An 18132-nucleotide genomic window follows, 5' to 3' on the forward strand; every position below is an offset into this window, starting at 1 on the left:
CTGGGCGGCCCGCCGGGGCGCGGGCCCGGGCGGCTCGCTCGGGCCGGGACCGGGCGCCGCCCTCACCGTCGTACGGCCGTCGTGGACCACCCGAGCACCAGCCACAGGCCGGCCACCGCGCTGACGCCGTTCCATCCCCACTGGCCGAAGGCGACGCCCGCGAGGACGGAGGCGAGCGCGCCGCCGGTGAAACCGGCCACGACATAGGCGGTGTTGGCGGTCGCGGGTGCGGAGGTCGTGGTCAGGGCGAGGGTCTGGTTGGCGACATGGGAGGCGACCAGGGCCGCGTGGACGGCGATCGCGGCCACGAACAGCGCGGCGAGCGCCTGGCCGCCGAGCCAGAACAGCGGGACGGAGACGGCGGCGAGGGCGTACGCCGACCGTACGACCTTCGCGGCGCCGAAGCGGTCGACCAGCCCGCCCGCGAGCGGGGCCACCGCACTGGCCGTCAGGCCGAAGAGGCCGAACAGACCGGCGGTCGCGGTGGACAGGCCGTACGCCGGGCCGGTCAGCAGCAGGGCGAGTGATGTCCACAGGGCGCTCCAGGCGCCGAACATCCCGGCCTGCCTGACGCACGCCCGCCACAGGTCGGGCGAGCGGCGCACCAGTCCGGGCAGGGCGCTCAGGCCGGCGAACAGCGGGCCGGTACGGCGGCGGCTCTCCCGTGGCAGGGCCAGGGCGGTGGCGAGTCCCAGCACGAGGGTCAGCGCGCCCGCGCCGGCGAAGACCCACCGCCAGCCGAAGGACTGCCCGGCGAGACCCCCGACGACCCGGGCCGCGACGATGCCGGTGAACAGGCCCGCGATGACGGCGGCGACATGACGGGCCCGGTGGTGGGCGGGGGCGCGTTCGGCGACCAGCGGGACCAGCAGTTGCGGGACCACGGTCGCGGCGGAGGCCACGAACACGGCCACGGCGAGCGGGGTGGTGCCGGACGCCGCCGCCCCGACCCACAGCGCGGCCGTCGTGGCCACCGACAGGACGGCAACCAGCGAACGCCGGTCGACGCGGTCGCCCAGCGGGGCGAAGAAGAGCAGACCGGCCGCGTAGCCGAGTTGCGCGACCGAGGCGATCCAGGTCACGGCCGTGGGAACCGTGCCGAAGTCGTGGGCGATCAGGGGGAGCAGCGGAGCCGCGAGGTAGATGTTGGCGGCCGTGACGGCGGTGCAGACGGCGATGAGAACGAGAAGGAGCCGTCCGGAGACGGCCTGCTCGCGGGCGGGGACCCGGATCTCGTGTGCCTCTCGGGGGGTGGTCGCTGACGGCATGACCGGAGTACTCCTTTAGAGCCGACTCTCATAACTAACTGGTTGGTTGGAAGCGTCAACAGCGTTCCCCCGCAGGCTGTTCCCCGTCAACCAAATAGTTGGTTACACAGTCGCTACCCTTGCGGCATGGGAACAAGGGACCCCGAGGCCACCAGGGCCCGGATCTTCCAGGCGGCGGTCGCCGAGTTCGCCCGGCACGGCATCGCCGGGGCCCGCATCGACCGCATCGCCTCCGCGGCCAAGGCCAACAAGCAGCTGATCTACGCCTACTTCGGCAACAAGGCGGAGCTGTTCACCCAGGTCCTCGGCACCTGCATGGTCGACCTCGCCGCCGCGGTGCCCATCGACGCGGACGACATCGAGGGCTGGATCGACCGTCTCCTCGACTACCACGCCGCCCACCCCGAGCTGCTGCGCCTGCTCCTCTGGGAGGGCATCGAGTACGGCACCGCCGAGCTGCCCGACGAGGCCGCACGCCAGGACCACTACGCCCGCAAGGTCGCCGCGCTCGAGGACGGCCAGGCGCGGGGCGTCATCACCGACGCCATTCCGGCCGGCGACCTGCTGGTCCTGCTGACCGCACTGGCCAACTGGAGCGTCGTCGTCCCGCAGATGCGCCGCATCCTGGCGGGCGACGGGGCCGGCGACCGCGAACGCCTGCGGGCCTCCGTCAAGGAGGCGGCCCGCAGACTCACGGCCCGCTGAGCACCCGGGCCGGCGTCGACGACACTTGTGATCGATGCACCTGGGACAGGCCCTAGTTGACGCCGATGCGGGCCAGCAGGTCCACGATCCGGCTCTGTACCTCGCCACTGGTGGACCGCTCCGCCAGGAACAGCACCGTCTCCCCCGAGGCCAGCCGCGGCAGGTCGGCCTGGTCGACCGCGGCGGTGTAGACGACCAGCGGGGTGCGGTTGAGCTGGCCGTTCGTGCGCAGCCAGTCCACGATTCCGGCCCGGCGCCGGTGCACCTGCATCAGGTCCATCACGACCAGGTTCGGCCTGAGCTGACCGGCCAGCGTCACCGCGTCCGTGTCGCTCGCGGCCCGCGCGACCTGCATCCCGCGCCGTTCCAGCGTCGCCGTCAGGGCCAGCGCGATCTCCGCGTGCTCCTCGATCAGCAGCACCCGCGGCGGGTGCTGCTCGCTGTCCCGCGGCGCGAGCGCCTTCAGCAGGACGGCGGGATCGGCACCGTACGCGGCCTCCCGGGTCGCCTGCCCGAGCCCGGCCGTGACCAGCACCGGCACCTCCGCCGCGACCGCCGCCTGCCGCAGCGACTGCAGAGCGGTACGGGTGATCGGCCCGGTCAGCGGATCGACGAACAGCGCGGCGGGGAAGGCCGCGATCTGCGCGTCGACCTCCTCGCGCGAGTGCACGATCACCGGGCGGTAGCCGCGGTCACTGAGCGCCTGCTGCGTGGTGACGTCCGGCGCGGGCCACACCAGCAGCCGGCGTGGATTGTCCAGCGGCTCCGGCGGCAGCTCGTCGTCCATCGGCTGCGGACGCGGGGTGTCCGCGACCTCGACCGCCCCGCCCGGGCCGTCCAGCGGCTCGGGCCCCTCGGCGGCGTTCTCGTCCGGGGCGCCTATCGCGTACGACCGTCCGGCGCCCTCGGTGGCCGGGGCGAGCCTCGACTGTCCGGCCAGGGACGGCTGGGGGACGGGCGGCGCGACCGGCTGCGCCTGCGGCTGGGCCGGCGGCTGCTCGGCGGGCGGATGCGGGCGGGCTCCCTGCTCGGGACGCTGCTCCGGGCGCGCGGCCGGGTCGGGCGGCGTGCCCAGCTTGCGGCGCCGTCCGGAACCGCCCGGCTGGTGCGGGGCCGGCGTCGCCGTCGGCTGCTGCACCTGGGCGGCCTGCCTGCTGAACGGCACGCCCTGCCCCAGCGTCCGCACGCTGAAGCCCTGCCCCTGCGTCGAGGTCACGTCGGCCGGCACCCCGGCCGTCTGCTCGGGCAACGGCTGGGCCGGGCGGGACTGCACGGCGGCGTGCTCCGGGGGGAGGGGCGTGCCGGACGCCGGGGTGGCCGCGGCGTTCGGGGCTACTGCGTTCGGGGCCGCTGCGTTCGGGGCCGCTGCGGGCGTTCCGTTCGCCGGTCCGGCGACGCCCGCGGGCGCGGGTGCCGGGACGGCGGGTGCCTGCGCGGGGACAGGCGCGGCCGGAGCCGGCGGAACCTGGCCGGCGGGAACCTGGCCGGCGGCGGCCTGCCCGGGAGTCGCCTCCGCGGGCAGCGGCTGGGCGGCGGGCAACTGCCCCGCGTTCTGCACCGGAACCGACGCGGCGGCGGGCACGGACTGCGGCGCCGGCCCCGGGGCGGTCTGCGGCGGAACCGGCTGGGCCGCCGGTGTCTGGACCGGAGCGGGCTGTGCCGCGGCCGGGAGCTGACCGGGGGTGCCCTGTGCGGGGACCGTCTGGCTCAGGGCCGCCGGGACCGCGACCGGCCGGCCGGGAGCCATCTGGACCGAACTCCCCGGCGCGGGCGCCGCCTGCACGCTCTGGCCGACGCCGCCCTGCGCGGGCACGGCGACACCGGGCTGCGCCTGCTGAACGGGCACGGCCTGGGCCGGGATCTGCGCCGCGGGCCCCGCGGTCTCCGCCGGCTGCTGCGGCGGGGCCACGACGCGCCGCCGGCGGCCGGTCGGCGCGCTGGTGGGATGCGGTTGGGGCGGGGTGTGGTCCTCCGACTGGTCGTGGGCGACGGCGTCGTGCCGGCCTTCGTCGACCGGCGCACCGGCCGGTACGGCAGCCGGGCCACCCGGCACGGCAGCCGCACCGTTCGCGACCGGCCCCGGCACGTCCACGCCCGGCACCTGCGACGGAACCTGGGGCTGCCCCACGGCCTGCGCCTGCCCCGGGACCTGCGCCTGCACCGGCCCCACGGCCTGTACCTGCGCCTGTACCGGTCCCACGGCCTGTGCCTGCCCCGGGACCTGCGCCTGCACCGGCCCCACGGCCTGTGCCTGCCCCTCGGCCGGGCGGTCCGCTTCCGCGGGCGGCAGGGCGAAGACCGTACGGGTGCCCGCCTCCTGCGCGGCGGCGCGCTCCGCCGCGGCGGCCAGCGCACGCCGCCGACGCCCGGTCGGCTGCGCGGTCTCGGCACCGGTGCCTGCCGCGGGCAGGGCGGGCGGCAGGGCCTGCCGCTCCCCGGCGTCACGCGGGAGCTGCCGCCCGCCGGGCGAGGGAACGCCCTGCGGCGGCACGGTCCCGCCGAGTCCCGTACCGGAGGCGGCGGTCCCCGCGGCGTGTTCGGCCGCCGTCATGACGGCACCCTCGGCGACCCCCTGGTCGCCACCGGTACCGGCACCGGCGTCCTCGGCGGGCCGTCCCCGCCGCCGCCCGGTGCCGCCGGTGACGTCCGCGCCCTCGGGCGCCGGCTGCGCCGCTGCCTCGACGGCACGCCTGCGGCGCCGCCCGGTCGGCGCGGGCGCCTGGGCACCGTCACCGCCGGACTCGCCCGGAACCTCGATCTCCAGGAAGGCGTCCGTGGAGCCCCGCCGGGCCCGTCGCCGACCGCCGGAGCCGGGCTGCCCGTCGCCGGAGCCGGACTCGACGGGGGCCTCGACGGCGACCTCGTCGTGGTCGGCGGAACCGCCCGCCAGCGCCAGCTGGGCACCGGGGACATGCGCCTGGTCCAGTGCCGGGACGGCCCCCGCCCCGCCTCCGATCGGCACCTCGAGCACGTACGCGCTGCCGCTCATCCCCGGCACGTCGTGCGTCTGAAGCACACCACCGTGCGCCCGCACGATCCCGCGGACGATCGGCTCGTGCACCGGGTCTCCCCCGGAGTACGGCCCGCGCACCTCGATGCGTACGACCTCACCGCGCTGCGCGGCCGCCACGACGACCGTGTTGTCCATGTAACCGCCCGCCGAGACGGGCGAGTTGCCGGTCGCGTCGACGCCGGCGACGTCCGCGACGAGATGCGCCAGCGCGGTCGCGAGCCGCTGCGGGTCGACCTCCGCCTCGATCGGCGGCGCGTGCACGGCGAACTGCACCCGCCCCGGCCCGATCAGCTCGACGGCCCCGTCGACACCGGCGGCGACCACCGAGTCCAGCATCACCTTCGTGCGTACGACGTCCTCCGCGCCCGTGTCGAGCCGCTGGTAGCCGAGGACGTTGTCGATCAACTGGGTGATACGGGAGTAACCCGCCGACAGATGGTGGAGCACCTGGTTGGCCTCGGGCCACAGCTGCCCGGCGTCGTCCGCGGCGAGCGCCGCCAGCTCCCGGCGCAACTCGTCCAGCGGCCCGCGCAGCGAACGTCCGAGCAGGGTGAGCAGCTGCTCGTGCCGCCCGGCCAGCGCCTCGTAACGGTCCTTCTCCCGCTCCCCGAGCGCGGCGTACCGGTCCTCGCCGGCCGCCAGCTCCTCGGCGTGCCGCTCGCGCAGCTCCTCGAGCTCGGTGACGTGCTGCTGGCGCAGCGCGGTCAGGTCGGAGGCGTGCTCCTCGGAGAGCTTCTCCAGCTCGTCGGCGTGCGCCTTCTCCAGGGCGGCCTTCTCCTCGGCGAGCGCGTCGTACTGCCGCCGGTCGTTGAAGGTCATCACGGCGCCGACCAGCTGGTCGCCGTCGCGTACGGGCGCGGTGGTCAGGTCGACCGCCACCTTGTCCCCCGCCTTGGACCACAGCACCTGCCCGCGCACCCGGTGCTTGCGCCCGGAGCGCAGGGTGTCGGCGAGCGGCGACTCGTCGTACGGGAAGGGGGCGCCGTCGGCACGGGAGTGCAGCACGAGGGTGTGCAGCTCCTTGCCGCCGAGTTCGCTGGCCCGGTAGCCCAGTATCTGCGCGGCGGCCGGATTGACGAGGACGATCCGCCCGTCGGTGTCCGTCCCCACGACGCCCTCGGAGGCGGCCCGGAGGATCATCTCGGTCTGCCGCTGCGAGCGGGCCAGCTCGGCCTCGGTGTCGACGGTCCCCGACAGGTCCCGCACGACGAGCATCAGCAGCTCGTCGCCGGTGTAGCCGTAACCGTCGTAGGCCTGCTGCCCGTTCTCCAGGTTCGCGCTGGTGACCTCGACCGGGAACTCGGTGCCGTCGGTGCGCCGGGCGACCATCCGCGTCGGCTTGGTCCGCCCGCGCGGGTCCATGTGGTCGGGCCGCCGCATGGAGCCCGGGATGAGCCTGGAGTCGAAGTCGGGCAGCAGATCGAGCAGCCCGCGCCCCACCAGAGCCGTCCCCGGGGTCTCGAAGGCCTCCAGCGCGATGGTGTTGGCGTTGACGACGGTCCCATTGGCGTTGACCAGCACCAACGCGTCGGGAAGAGCGTCGAGTATGGCTGCGAGGCGAGCAGCGCCTCGGGATGGCCTGCTGCTCACGAAACGCTTCCTCCCTGTTACCGCACCTTGCCGACCGCTCGGGCCATCTTGCCAACCGGCCCGCCGCGTGTCACGCGAGGGAGTCTAAGGGCACCGGTTGCGCTCGCGACGCCGGATGAGAGGGAGGTCGCACGACGAAGTGGGGGGAACGTGTGACCGCCTGCCCCGGACTCCGTCCTGCCTCGGGTTTTCGGGCGGCGAGACCTTCGCAGGACATTTACGGGACCGGGGATTCCGCCATGAAACGCCTGTGCGAGGCCGGGGCGCTACCCGCGCAGGTCGGGCAGCAGGGGCACGAGCCGGTCCCACCGCTCCACCTCGCACCCGTTGCTCCGGTCGTACGCGGCGTCGACGGGCCGCCCGGCCCAGGTCCCCGTGACGTGGGCGGTCGCCGGCCCCCCGTACCGCATGGCGCAGACGCTGCCCGGCGCGACCGGCGCGAAGACGTCCCGGCCCCACCGCGTGTTCCGGTCCAGCGTCCGGCAGGCACCGCCGACGTCCGGATGGCTGCCGGCCCCCGGATGGCAGAACAGCTCGTACCTCCCGTCACGGCCGCCACCCGCGTTCAGGACGGTCACGGTGAGGTGATCCCCGTCGGCGTCGCCCCGGTCCCCGTCGGCGGCGGCCCGGTCCTCGGGACGCACGGGCGGGGGCATCGACACGGCGGCGGACCCGGACGCGGAGGCGAGGGCGGGCGCGGCGACCGGCGGGAAAAGGGCGACGGCAGCGGCGGTGACGGCGACGGCGGCCACGGACGCCCGCCCGGCCGCACCCGCCGTGCCCACTCGGGGGATGACCGGCAACATGCCCTGCCCAACGCCGCTCCCGCCAGGACGTTGCGCCGCCGACCGGGCGACCGCCGCGCCGACACGAACGGCTTTGCCCTGCGGCCCGCCTGCCTAGTACCGTGGGAGCCGGTTGGTGACATGACGCTCGACTGTGTCATCATCTGCACGCACCACTCACGCGCTCGCGTGGGGTTGTGCTGGAGGCGTCGCCTAGTCCGGTCTATGGCGCCGCACTGCTAATGCGGTTTGGGCCTTACAGCCCATCGAGGGTTCAAATCCCTCCGCCTCCGCACCTGATCACCGAAGCCCCGGTCCACACGGACCGGGGCTTCGGTGTTTTGGCGTTTTCGCAGGTCACAAGGGGTGCGGGGAACGGATTTCACATGACGGCGGCAGTCATGTAATGTTCTTCCTGTCGCCGCGAGCGGGCAGGAAGCCGGGAGCGGAGAAGAAAACAAAACAAGCACTCGTAGCTTAACGGATAGAGCATCTGACTACGGATCAGAAGGTTGCAGGTTCGAATCCTGCCGAGTGCACACGGATGAGGGGCCCCGGAGAGATCCGGGGCCCCTTGCGTTTTCAGGGGCGTGCGGCGGCGAAGTACGGCAATGGCAGCGCCCGGCGCGGCGGCAGCGCCTGACGGCGACGGGACGGTTCGTTACTTGTCCGCCCGGTAGAGCTTGATGTCCTTGTTGGCGAAGAGGTGCACATAGCCGCACCGCCAGCAGATCAGGCCCGTGGCTTTCTCGTCGGCCCAGGCCAGCTTCATGAACTCCATCCCGGCGCTGTTGAGCAGGACGCCCCGCTCCCGGAACACGTCACTCCCGCAGACCTGGCACTTGAGCCAGATCTCCCCCACCGCCGCACGTACCGGCTTCGCCATCGCGGACATGCCCCCGTCCTTGCTCCCCTGCGGAGAGAACGAGACTACGGGCCACCGCGGGTCCGCTCACAGCCGGCCGTCCGAATCCCTTGCACCGGCGGGAGCGCTAGGCATCCGCTCCCAGGAACTGCAGTACGGCCAGTACCCGGCGGTGGTCGGCGTCCGTCCTGGGGAGATCGAGTTTGGCGAGAATGCTGTTGATGTGCTTGGCGACCGCGCTCTCGCCGACCACGAGCTGGGCGGCGATGCCCGCGTTGGAGCGGCCCTCGGCCATGAGGGTGAGCACCTCGCGTTCGCGGGCCGTCAGCCGTTCCAGCGGGTCGCTCTGCCGTCGTACCAGGAGCTGGGCGACGACCTGCGGATCGAGCGCGGTACCGCCGTCCGCCACCCGCCGCAGCGCCTCGATGAACTCCTCGACGTCCGCGACCCGTTGCTTGAGCAGATAGCCCACCCCGCTGGTGTTGGCGGCGAGCAGGTCGGCCGCGTAGCGCTCCTCGACGTACTGGGAGAGCAGCAGCAGGGCGGTCGACGGCCGGCTGCGACGGATCGACAGCGCGGCACGTACCCCCTCGTCCGTGAAGCCGGGCGGCATCCGGACGTCCACCACCGCCAGGTCGGGCCGGTGCTCCTCGACGGCGGCCAGCAGCCCCTGTGCGTCGCCCACCTCGGCGGCCACCTCGAAGCCGGCCATCTCCACGACCTTGACCAGTCCCATCCGCAACAGCACGGAATCCTCGGCGATCACGGCACGCCGCGCGGCGGGCGCCTCGTCTCCCCTGCCGGGGACGGCGTTCCTCAGCTCTGGCACGGCAGCTCCACGCTCATCATGGTCGGTCCCCCCACGGGACTGGTCATCCGGAATGTTCCGTCCACCGACCGCACGCGCTGGGCGAGCCCCGTGAGGCCGCTGCCCTTCAAGGGGTCGGCCCCGCCCGGACCGTCGTCTGCGATCACGACCCGCAGTATCCCGCCCAGCAGGGTGACCGTCACGTCCGCCCGGGTCGCCTCCCGTGCGTGCTTGGCGACATTCGTCAGTGCCTCGGAGACCACGAAGTAGGCGACCGCCTCCACCGCCGGCACCAGTCGTCGCGGCAGGTCCACCCTCAGCCGTACGGGCAGCGGCGCGCGGGCCGCGAGGCCGGACAGGGCCGCGTCCAGACCGAGTTCGTCCAGGACGGCGGGGTGCAGCCCGCGGACCAGGCTGCTCAGCTCCTCGATCGCCTCCTTCGCCTCCCGGTGCGCCGTGTCGATCACCTCCCGCGCCTCCGGCGGCAGATCCACGAGCGTGGCCTTGGCCAGGCCCAGATTCAGCGCCAGCGACACCAGCCGCTGCTGCGCGCCGTCGTGCAGGTCCCGTTCGATCCGCCGTCGTTCCGCGTCCGCGGCGTCCACCGCGCCCGCCCGGCTCTCGGTGAGGTCCTCGACCCGCCGCGCCAGGTCCTCCTCCCTGCTGCGGCCGAGCAGGCCGGGCACCGCATGGCTCTCCAGGCGTACGAGGGCGGCGGCCAGGCCCGGGACGGTGGCCAGCGCGAGCAGACCGGCCACGGAGATGTAGGCCGCCTCCGTGGCGTAGCCGAGGTGCTCGGTCCGCCACCGCCAGGGGAGCGCGTAGACCCACACCGGGGCCAGTGCCGCGGTCACTCCGGCCGCCAGCAGCCCCACCACCAGCGTCTCCAGCGTGCCGAACAGCGTCCCGGCCAGGGAGTGGTAGCCGAATTGACGCCACAGCCGCCGCCACCCCGGGCGGGGGATGTCGATCCCAAGCAGCCGCCGGAAGCGCCGGCATTGGGCCGCGGTCAGCGCCGGCACGCACACCGCCGTCAGGACCAGCGTGAGAGCCAGGACCGGCGGCGCGCTGCTGTCCTGCCCCCAGACGATCTCCCACCCGAGGCCGTAGGCCATGAGCAGCAGGAACCCCGTGAGGAGGTGCAGCGGTGCCCCCACGGCGAGGAAGGCGGTGTCGCGGGTCAGGCGGGTGAGCGCTCGCCGCAGCCGGGGAGGGATCTCCATGGCCCCACCGTAGGCGCTGGTTGCGCAGGGTTGCCATGAACCTGCCGTCCGTAGTGGGGGTGTAGCTGGTGCCACCCCAAGACGGACAGCGGTGTTACTGACTCCGGACGACGGACATCGGAGGGTTGATCACGAGCCCGACGGCCGGGTTCACGACACCGGGAAGAGACCCCTGAAGTGCCCCTCATCGCCTTCGGCTCCGCCCTTCACACGGGCAGCCGCCCCACGACCGGCACTGCCCACGGCTTCGCTCACCTCAGCCGCGCCCGCCGCCGGCAGGGACGCATCCTCATGGGCGCGGGCCTCGCCCTGCTGCCCTGGCTCGGCTACCTCGCCGGCACCCTGCCGCCCGCCGAGGCCGCCGCCTGGGTCGCCCTCGACGCCCTGGAGGCCGCCGCGCTGCTCACCGCGGGCAGCCGTCTGTTACGCGCCGACGCCCGTCACCGGGCGCCCGCAGCCGCCGCGGCGGTGCTCCTCCTCGCCGACGCCTGCATCGACCTCGCCACCTCCGCGGCCGGGCCGGAACTGGCCGTCGCCGTCGCCATGGCCGTGGCCGCGGAACTCCCCCTCGCGGCCCTGTGCGCGGTACTCGCCGTCCGCCCGCCGCGGAGTGGTCCGCAGTCCTTGACGCCCGGGTCGTCGCCCACCTCATGGTCGGAGCACTTGCGGTGACCGGCCACTACAACCTTCCTCCCGGCGCACGGGTCTCCCCGCTGTATTCCCGGACCGCACAGCGCGAAAGGTTTCCGTGCACCACAAGAGACTCCTCGCCGCTCAGGCCGGTGGTGTCGTGTCCGCCGTCGTCCTCGGCAGCCTCCTGTCCGGCGCCCCGCGGGCGGCAGCCGCCGACGTCACCTGCTCGGCGAACGTCTACCAGCGGACGTTCTACAAGAACACCTCGTTCTCCGGCTCCCCGGTGAAGACCGACTGCGACAGCGCCATCGACCAGAACTGGGCGGGCAGCCCGGCCTCCGGTGTGCCGTCGAACAACTTCGGTGTCCGCTGGTCGGTGACCCGGAACTTCGGTTCCGGCGGGCCGTTCACGTTCGCCGTCTCCGCCACCGACGGTGTCCGTGCCTATCTGGACGGCGTCCGCCAGATCGACATGTGGACGGGCACGGGGGACACCGCCCGCTGCACGAGCATCGGTTTCGGCATCCCCTCCGGGAAGCACACCGTCCGCGTCGACTACGTCAACTGGTCCGGTGCCGCGAAGGCCAAGTTCACCTACTCGCCACTGACCTCGGCCAAGGACGACCCGACGGCGCCACTCGCCCCGACCGGCGTCAAGACCGCCTACGACACCAAGACCCGCAGGACCACCGTCTCCTGGTCCGCCAACAAGGAGATGGATCTCGCGAGTTACTCCCTCTACCGGCGGCCCGTCGGCTGCGGCACCTGGACGAAGGTCACCACGACCACCGCCCGCGGCTACACGGACCCGCTGGTGAATCCGGACGACCGCACGCCCTACTACTAGGTCCGCGCCAAGGACAAGGCGGGCAACACCTCGTCGGGCAGCAAGGACACCATCGTCCGGCCCCTGCCGGTCGTCACCGGCCTGACCGGCGCCTACGACAAGGCGACTCACAAGGTCGGCCTCAAGTGGACCCTCAACACCGAGCCGCAGTTCGACCATTACACGGTGCTGAGCAACGACAACGTGGACGGCGACTGGAAGTGGGTGCCGCTCGGCACCACCAAGGGCAACACCTGGACCACCGCTCCGGTCGTGGCCGACGGCGAGTGGCGCCACTACCGCGTCCTCGTCACCAACGACAACGGCACCACCACCTACAACCCGGGCGGCCTCGACGCCTACGCCACCAACGAGCTCTGGCTCGAGATTCCCGACGGCACAGCCCCCACCGCAGCCCCGGAGCTCCTCGTCGGCTCCTGCGAGGGCGGCATCCGGGCGACCGCCAACGACTACACGCCGGCCCCGATCCGCGACTTCACCGGCTTCGAGATCGAGCGCCGCGAGGCGGGTACGGGCACCTGGTCCGTCGTGGCGCACCAGGGCTACGACCCGCGCCGCGACCCGGCCTTCGTCACCGTCTGCGACGCGCTGCCCGCCGACGGGCGCACCTACGAGTACCGGGCCCGTACCTATGACGCGGCCGGGAACTACTCGCCGTCCAGCGAGATCCGTGCCGTGACCAGGCAGGCCGGCTGACGGGGCCGCTCAGCACTCCCCGCCGCCGGACTCGCCCTTGTTCAGCTTCTCGAGGTACTCGTGGGCGAGTGCGGTGGCGCGGGTGAACCAGTCGGTGACGACGGCGAGTTCGTCGGGCGAGTAGTCGGCGAAGAGGGCGTTCAGGCGGGCGTAGTGCCCCGCGTACACGGCGGTGACCCGCTCGACCGCCTTGGGGAGGGCGGCCACGCGGACCCGGCGGCGGTCGGTGGGGTCGGGGCGCCGGGTGACGTATCCGGCGCGTTGCAGGCGGTTGAGGATCCCGGTGACCGCTCCGGTGGTGACGTGGGCGCGGGCCGCCAGGTCACCGGCCGTGAGGAGGTCGTCGCCGGCCTCGAGGACGAAGCCGAAACAGGTCAGGTCCGTGACGTTCAGGCCCAGTCGCCGGGCCAGTTCCTGCTGTCCGATCAGGTGCGCCGCGATGAGGTCGTCCATCGCGGCCAGCGCCTGGGCGGGGGTGGCGGGCGTGCGGGGCGTGCCGTGCATCCTTCGAATTCCCTTAGTTCGTGAGGGATTTAGCTGCTAAGTTTCTTACGACGTGAGGGAACTGAACCGTACTGTCTCCCGCGTCGGCTTGATTCTGCTGCCTACGCATGCCCTGGGAGAGGGAGGCGGGTACATGAGCACGCATCTGTACGACGAGGGACACACGATCGCCGGCTGGACCGGCTTCGGCATCGCGGTCGTCGGGACCGGGGTCGTGGGGCTGGGGGTGTGTACGGGATCGATCGCCTTCGTGGGCGGCGGGCTCGCCGTCGTCGTCCTCGGCGTCCTCGCCACCTGGGGACTGCACCTCTCCGGCTGGGGCAAGCCGCCTGGGGTACGGCCCCGGGAACAGTGGGGGATGCGGGTGCGCGATCCGCTGGCGCGGGAGGGGCACACCGGGTGCGTGGGGTGCCGGCTGGCGGGGCGGGGGCGCGCGCGGCGTGCGGCGGCCGCGGTGCCGGTCGGCTTGGGCGGGGCGGGGGGCGAGTTGGCGGAATCGGTACCTCTGTCATCTTTCGAGTGAATGTACCTCGTACGAACGGGAGTTGGCTGTATGCGCTCCTAGCTTCCGGTGTGGAGGTGATGCTCGATGTACGAGCAGAACGACATGCCGGCGGCGCAGTCGTCGGGACCGACGTCCGACGCGATCGAGATCAGTGATTTCGTCTACGCGGCGACTGGAGCACGGGTACGCAGGCTGACCCTGCCGGACGGGACACATTGGTTTCCCGCCGTCGACCTGTGCAAGCACCTGGGGTACGCACACGTGGGCTCGGCTCTGCGGAACATCGCCGACACGGTCAACTTCGGAAGTGCCGAGAGTGTGCTCCAGAAGCACGGTCTCAGCGTTCCCGCAGGTCGAGAGTGGCGGCGAGACATGAATCTGGTCAATCTCCAAGGACTGATCAGGTTGGTCAACGCATGCACCAAACGGGAGTCCCTGCCGTTCAAGGCGTGGGTCTCCGAGGTCATCGCCACCGTCCAGCGCGACGGTACCTACAGCCTCGACCCCGCTCCCGTACAACCCGCTCCCGGCGGCGGCACGGCGTACCTCATGCCCGAGCAGGTGGCCGACGCCATCGTCCGGCTGGAGGAGAGGAACATCCGGGCGGACGAGGCGCTGGCGGTGGCGCAGGGGAAGCGGAACGAGGAGCTGTGCCGGATCAACGAGCATCTGGCCGGGATGGAGGAACGGTCCCGGTCCACCGAGCGGACCGTGGCAGAGGCGCTTCACCGCATCGCGGACACGCTCGACCTTCTCGCCCACCGGTTCCCGTCGTCGGTCGCGCCCGCGACACAGGCCCCCTCACTCACGCCCCAGGCGCTGCTGGCCAGGTGGCGGGCGAAGAACCTGGTCGTGACGGAGGACGTGCACGCGGTGGCGGCGTACCTGGCGCCGATGCTCGTGCGGGGGCCGGCCCGGTGCCAGCTGGAGGACGTCGCCGCGCGCACGGGGCTGACGCTGGAGCGGGTGCGTGACTGTGTGCGCATGCTGATCAAGCGCGGGTGTATCCGGCAGACGGGATGCTCGCCGGACGGGGCACCGGTGTACGTCCTGCCCTAGCGGTCCATGGCGGTCGACGCAGCAGGCCCGAAGTCGCAAAACGAGGTTGCGGCTTCGGGCCTCTGCCTACCGTAGCGCCTCGCGGTCGTCGCGGGGCGTTGTCAGTGGGGCGTCCTACTCTGATGAGTGATGGCACAGGCATGGAAGTGCTCGGGGCTGCGGTGGTCGGCGGACGGTCCGGTGCTGGTTTGGGACGGCGGCCGGAGCAGTGCGCTGCCGTGGGGGAAGCGGGTGGCCTTCGGGGTCGCGGAAGGGGGAGCGAGGACGTGTGTGGGAGCGCGGGGGCATTCCTGTCCGGTGCGGGCGGTGGTGCCGGGGCGGAGCAGGGGCGCGCGGTGCGAGGAGTGCGCCCGTCTGGATCGGGCGCACTCGGTGGCGGCGGACACGATCGCCGACGATCCCCGGCCCTACCGCGTATATCTGGCGTGGTTCGGGCCCGGCATGGTCAAGGTCGGCATCACCGCCGTGGAGCGCGGCTCGGCACGGCTGCTCGAGCAGGGCGCCGTCTGCTTCAGCTGGCTGGGCACCGGCCCGCTGATGGCGGCGCGGCGCACCGAGGAGTTGCTGCGCGCCGCGCTCGGCGTACCGGACCGGATTCCGTACGCCGAGAAGCGGGCGGTGCGTTCCGCGTTGCCCGGGTCCGCGGAGGAGCGGGCGGCCGAGATCGGGGGGCTGCACGCGCGGGCCGTGGCGCTGGGCGGCTGGCCTGACTCGCTGACCCGTGCGCCGTACCGACCCGTCGATCACTGGGCGGTGTTCGGGCTGGCCGGGCTGCCACCCGCCGTCGGGGAGGTGACCGAGCTGGTGCCGGGTGGTGCGGTGCACGGCGAGCTCGTCGCGGCGGCCGGGCCGGACCTGCACCTGGCGGGCGGGGGCGGCGTCGTCGTACTCGATACGAGGCTGGTTACCGGGTGGGAGCTGGTCCGGGCGGATACCGGTGAACTGACCGTGCCCACACGGCGGGTCAGCGGTACGAGCAGCGTGCAGGACGGCCTGTTCTGACGGCGCCGGGCGGCGACGCACTCTGGGGCACGCAGGTGTCCGACAGCTCCCGTACAGCGTGTGCACAGGCGACGCAGAGCACGTGCCCAGGTGCCTGCGGGCCAAATGGGCCGTAACCGCTGGCAAAGACCCGCCAGTTGGCGCTTGCCTGAGAGATCCCTGTGGGTTTCTCAGGGAAATCACAGATAACGGAAAGCGTCCTCTCAGAGGCTCCCGACATGGTTTCCACCATGACCACGACCTCGCCCCAGGGGCGCACCGAACTGCTGAGGCCGGACGGGAGCCCCGTCCGAGTGCTTGTGGTGGACGACGAACTGTCGATCACCGAACTGCTGAGCATGGCTCTTCGTTACGAGGGCTGGCAGATCAGGAGTGCGGGGGACGGGCAGGGGGCCGTCCAGGCGGCCCGCGAGTTCCGGCCCGACGCCGTCGTCCTGGACATGATGCTGCCCGACATGGACGGGCTCACCGTCCTCGGGCGGCTGCGACGGGAACTGCCCGACGTGCCGGTGCTGTTCCTCACCGCCAAGGACGCGGTCGAGGACCGTATCGCCGGTCTCACCGCCGGCGGCGACGACTACGTCACCAAGCCGTTCAGCCTGGAGGAGGTCGTGGCCAGGCTGCGCGGGCTCATCCGGCGCTCCGGCGCGGCCGACCGGCGGTCCGACTCGGTGCTGGTGGTCGGTGACCTGACCCTGGACGAGGACAGCCACGAGGTGTCGCGGGCGGGGGATTCCATCCACCTCACCGCCACCGAGTTCGAACTCCTGCGCTTCCTCATGCGCAATCCGCGGCGTGTGCTCAGCAAGGCGCAGATCCTGGACCGCGTGTGGTCGTACGACTTCGGCGGTCAGGCCAACGTCGTCGAGCTCTACATCTCGTATCTCCGGCGCAAGATCGACGCGGGCCGTGAGCCGATGATCCACACCCGGCGTGGGGCCGGTTATCTGATCAAGCCTGCCGCGTCATGAGCGGGCGACGACGGCCGCGTGCGCAGAAGCGACGTGCGGGAAAGCCGCGCACCCTTCGGTCGCGGCTCGTCGTCGCGTCCGTGGTGCTGATCGCCGTGGTCTGTGCGGTGATCGGCACCGTGACGACCCTTGCGCTGAAGTCCCACCTGTACGAGCAACTGGACGGCAAGGTGGACGAGGTCGGCATGCACGCGGTGGGCGGCCGCATGGGCGGCAAGCGGCCCCCCGGCGACGCAGCAGGGGGACAGAAGCCTCCTGCGGAGTCGCGCGCCAATGCCCCGGCGAGTGCCAAGGCCGCGAGGTTCGTCACGCAGCCGCCGAATCCGCCCAGGACCATCGCCGCCTATGTGGAGAAGGGCAAGATCGCCAGTGCCGCCGTCTCCCGGCAGCGGAGCGACGACAACGACGTCTTCCTGGGAATGAGCGCCGACGGCCTCGACACCGCGCAGAAGGCGGCCCTGGCATCGGTGGCGAAGGACCAGCGCGAGCACTCGGTGAACATCCCGGGCATCGGCGAGTACCGCGTCAAGTACGTGACGAGCGAGGACCAGAAGGAGGCGTACTACGTCGCCCTCCCCACCGCCGAGGTCGACGCCAACATCAACACCCTCATCCTCGTGGAGGTCAGCGTCACCGCCGCCGGCCTCGGTGCCGCCGTCATCGCCGGTTACGTCCTCGTCGGCGTGGCCACCCGCCCCCTCCGCAAGGTCGCCGCCACCGCCACCCGGGTCTCCGAACTCCCCCTGCACACCGGCGAGGTGAACCTCAGCGAGCGGGTCCCGGAGTCGGAGACGGATCCGCACACCGAGGTCGGGCAGGTCGGCGCGGCGCTCAACCGGATGCTGAACCATGTGCACGGTGCGCTGCACGCCCGCCAGCAGAGCGAGATGCGGGTACGGCAGTTCGTGGCCGACGCCAGTCACGAGCTGCGGACGCCGCTCGCCTCCATCCGCGGGTACGCCGAGCTGACGCGGCGCGGACGCGAGCAGGTCGGGCCCGACACCCGGCACGCCCTCGGGCGTATCGAGTCCGAGGCCGGGCGGATGACCCTGCTCGTCGAGGACCTGCTGCTCCTCGCACGGCTCGATGCCGGACGCCCGCTGCAGTTCGAGCAGACCGACCTCGTCCCGCTGGTCGTGGACACGATCAGCGACTCCCGGGCGGCCGGCATGGACCACAACTGGCGGCTCGACCTGCCCGACGAACCCGCCCTGGTGTCGGCGGACGCGGCGCGGATCCAGCAGGTGCTGGTCAACCTGCTGGGCAACGCCCGCAAGCACACCCCGCCCGGGACGACCATCACCGCGCGCGTGCAGCGGCGCGGTCCCTGGATGTGCGTGGACGTCGAGGACAACGGCCAGGGCATCCCGCCGGATCTGCTGCCGCACGTCTTCGAGCGGTTCGCGCGCGGCGACTCCGCGCGGTCGAGGGCGACCGGTTCGACCGGCCTGGGCCTCGCCATCGTGGAGGCGGTCGCCACCGCGCACGGTGGCGCGGTGACCGTGGACAGCGTGCCGGGGCGGACGGTGTTCACCATGCACCTGCCCGCGCTCGGTCCCGCCGCTCCGCGGCCGGCCCCCGAGACGAACCGGCAGTCGCACTCACAGGCACACCACAGCACCACCACATGGGTGCGACAGGGCACTTGACCAGAGTCT

The 18132-nt window shown here is 72.7% G+C and carries 16 protein-coding genes and 2 tRNA genes; 11 read left to right on the forward strand and 7 right to left on the reverse strand.

What is annotated here, in order from left to right; translation table 11 throughout:
• Positions 1 to 62 precede the first annotated feature (62 nt).
• Positions 63 to 1268 carry an MFS transporter gene (locus ACWC21_RS06165; RefSeq protein ID WP_450878642.1) on the reverse strand — a complete coding sequence of 402 codons (1206 nt, stop codon included), beginning with the start codon at positions 1266 to 1268 and terminating at the stop codon, positions 63 to 65.
• Positions 1269 to 1394: 126 nt separating this feature from the next.
• Here ACWC21_RS06165 and ACWC21_RS06170 point away from each other — a divergent pair, with 126 nt between their 5' ends.
• Complete coding sequence (locus ACWC21_RS06170) at positions 1395 to 1973, forward strand: TetR family transcriptional regulator (protein ID WP_450878644.1); 579 nt, start codon at positions 1395 to 1397, stop codon at positions 1971 to 1973.
• A gap of 52 nt (positions 1974 to 2025) precedes the next feature.
• Here the strand turns inward: ACWC21_RS06170 and ACWC21_RS06175 are convergent, their stop codons facing one another.
• Together ACWC21_RS06175 and ACWC21_RS06180 are read right to left on the reverse strand one after the other, a co-directional pair.
• On the reverse strand, positions 2026 to 6576 hold the full coding sequence (locus ACWC21_RS06175) for a PAS domain-containing protein (RefSeq protein ID WP_450878646.1): 4551 nt from the start codon (positions 6574 to 6576) through the stop codon (positions 2026 to 2028).
• 266 nt (positions 6577 to 6842) lie between these two features.
• Positions 6843 to 7382, reverse strand: a complete 540-nt coding sequence (locus ACWC21_RS06180; protein ID WP_450878648.1) for an SSI family serine proteinase inhibitor — start codon at positions 7380 to 7382, stop codon at positions 6843 to 6845.
• Between the two features lie 181 nt (positions 7383 to 7563).
• Between ACWC21_RS06180 and ACWC21_RS06185 the strand changes: the two genes are divergently transcribed.
• Positions 7564 to 7654, forward strand: a tRNA-Ser gene (locus ACWC21_RS06185).
• 173 nt (positions 7655 to 7827) lie between these two features.
• A tRNA-Arg gene (locus ACWC21_RS06190) sits at positions 7828 to 7900 on the forward strand.
• Positions 7901 to 8022: 122 nt separating this feature from the next.
• On the opposite strand, the gene ACWC21_RS06195 is transcribed toward ACWC21_RS06190, so the two are convergent.
• The 3 genes from ACWC21_RS06195 to ACWC21_RS06205 all read right to left on the reverse strand — a co-directional run bounded on the left by ACWC21_RS06195 (position 8023) and on the right by ACWC21_RS06205 (position 10257).
• Positions 8023 to 8256, reverse strand: coding sequence for a hypothetical protein (locus ACWC21_RS06195; protein WP_450878650.1), 234 nt, complete (start codon positions 8254 to 8256; stop codon positions 8023 to 8025).
• A gap of 97 nt (positions 8257 to 8353) precedes the next feature.
• Positions 8354 to 8992, reverse strand: a complete 639-nt coding sequence (locus ACWC21_RS06200; protein WP_450878816.1) for a response regulator transcription factor — start codon at positions 8990 to 8992, stop codon at positions 8354 to 8356.
• A gap of 50 nt (positions 8993 to 9042) precedes the next feature.
• On the reverse strand, positions 9043 to 10257 hold the full coding sequence (locus tag ACWC21_RS06205) for a histidine kinase (protein WP_450878652.1): 1215 nt from the start codon (positions 10255 to 10257) through the stop codon (positions 9043 to 9045).
• A gap of 177 nt (positions 10258 to 10434) precedes the next feature.
• Here ACWC21_RS06205 and ACWC21_RS06210 point away from each other — a divergent pair, with 177 nt between their 5' ends.
• The 3 genes from ACWC21_RS06210 to ACWC21_RS06220 all read left to right on the forward strand — a co-directional run bounded on the left by ACWC21_RS06210 (position 10435) and on the right by ACWC21_RS06220 (position 12433).
• Complete coding sequence (locus tag ACWC21_RS06210; protein WP_450878654.1) at positions 10435 to 10929, forward strand: hypothetical protein; 495 nt, start codon at positions 10435 to 10437, stop codon at positions 10927 to 10929.
• A 76-nt stretch (positions 10930 to 11005) separates the two neighbouring features.
• On the forward strand, positions 11006 to 11737 hold the full coding sequence (locus ACWC21_RS06215) for a PA14 domain-containing protein (RefSeq protein WP_450878656.1): 732 nt from the start codon (positions 11006 to 11008) through the stop codon (positions 11735 to 11737).
• A gap of 165 nt (positions 11738 to 11902) precedes the next feature.
• On the forward strand, positions 11903 to 12433 hold the full coding sequence (locus ACWC21_RS06220; protein ID WP_450878658.1) for a hypothetical protein: 531 nt from the start codon (positions 11903 to 11905) through the stop codon (positions 12431 to 12433).
• A gap of 9 nt (positions 12434 to 12442) precedes the next feature.
• On the opposite strand, the gene ACWC21_RS06225 is transcribed toward ACWC21_RS06220, so the two are convergent.
• Positions 12443 to 12937 (reverse strand): MarR family winged helix-turn-helix transcriptional regulator, encoded by a 495-nt coding sequence (locus ACWC21_RS06225; protein WP_450878660.1) that lies wholly within the window; start codon positions 12935 to 12937, stop codon positions 12443 to 12445.
• Between the two features lie 133 nt (positions 12938 to 13070).
• On the opposite strand from ACWC21_RS06225, the gene ACWC21_RS06230 reads away from it, so the two are divergent.
• From ACWC21_RS06230 to ACWC21_RS06250, 5 genes are all read left to right on the forward strand, one after another.
• On the forward strand, positions 13071 to 13460 hold the full coding sequence (locus ACWC21_RS06230; protein ID WP_450878662.1) for an HGxxPAAW family protein: 390 nt from the start codon (positions 13071 to 13073) through the stop codon (positions 13458 to 13460).
• A gap of 66 nt (positions 13461 to 13526) precedes the next feature.
• Positions 13527 to 14501, forward strand: a complete 975-nt coding sequence (locus ACWC21_RS06235) for a BRO-N domain-containing protein (RefSeq protein WP_450878664.1) — start codon at positions 13527 to 13529, stop codon at positions 14499 to 14501.
• 129 nt (positions 14502 to 14630) lie between these two features.
• On the forward strand, positions 14631 to 15503 hold the full coding sequence (locus ACWC21_RS06240) for a DUF2797 domain-containing protein (protein WP_450878666.1): 873 nt from the start codon (positions 14631 to 14633) through the stop codon (positions 15501 to 15503).
• A 230-nt stretch (positions 15504 to 15733) separates the two neighbouring features.
• Positions 15734 to 16474: a response regulator transcription factor gene (locus tag ACWC21_RS06245; RefSeq protein WP_450878668.1), complete on the forward strand. Its 741-nt coding sequence runs from the start codon at positions 15734 to 15736 to the stop codon at positions 16472 to 16474.
• Entirely contained in the window at positions 16471 to 18123 is a 1653-nt protein-coding gene (locus tag ACWC21_RS06250) for an ATP-binding protein (RefSeq protein ID WP_450878670.1), read from the forward strand. The genes ACWC21_RS06245 and ACWC21_RS06250 overlap by 4 nt, the downstream gene beginning before the upstream one ends.
• Positions 18124 to 18132: the final 9 nt, after the last annotated feature.

It is taken from the genome of Streptomyces sp. NPDC001348 (genome assembly GCF_053597535.1).

Bases quoted from the DNA above. Each gene is read 5' to 3' on its own strand.
- ACWC21_RS06165 (WP_450878642.1), bottom strand. From the start codon at position 1,268: ATGCCGTCAGCGACCACCCCCCGAGAGGCACACGAGATCCGGGTCCCC.
- ACWC21_RS06170 (WP_450878644.1), top strand. From the start codon at position 1,395: ATGGGAACAAGGGACCCCGAGGCCACCAGGGCCCGGATCTTCCAGGCG.
- ACWC21_RS06180 (WP_450878648.1), bottom strand. From the start codon at position 7,382: ATGTTGCCGGTCATCCCCCGAGTGGGCACGGCGGGTGCGGCCGGGCGG.
- ACWC21_RS06195 (WP_450878650.1), bottom strand. From the start codon at position 8,256: ATGTCCGCGATGGCGAAGCCGGTACGTGCGGCGGTGGGGGAGATCTGG.
- ACWC21_RS06205 (WP_450878652.1), bottom strand. From the start codon at position 10,257: ATGGAGATCCCTCCCCGGCTGCGGCGAGCGCTCACCCGCCTGACCCGC.
- ACWC21_RS06225 (WP_450878660.1), bottom strand. From the start codon at position 12,937: ATGCACGGCACGCCCCGCACGCCCGCCACCCCCGCCCAGGCGCTGGCC.
- ACWC21_RS06230 (WP_450878662.1), top strand. From the start codon at position 13,071: ATGAGCACGCATCTGTACGACGAGGGACACACGATCGCCGGCTGGACC.
- ACWC21_RS06235 (WP_450878664.1), top strand. From the start codon at position 13,527: ATGTACGAGCAGAACGACATGCCGGCGGCGCAGTCGTCGGGACCGACG.
- ACWC21_RS06240 (WP_450878666.1), top strand. From the start codon at position 14,631: ATGGCACAGGCATGGAAGTGCTCGGGGCTGCGGTGGTCGGCGGACGGT.
- ACWC21_RS06245 (WP_450878668.1), top strand. From the start codon at position 15,734: ATGACCACGACCTCGCCCCAGGGGCGCACCGAACTGCTGAGGCCGGAC.
- ACWC21_RS06250 (WP_450878670.1), top strand. From the start codon at position 16,471: ATGAGCGGGCGACGACGGCCGCGTGCGCAGAAGCGACGTGCGGGAAAG.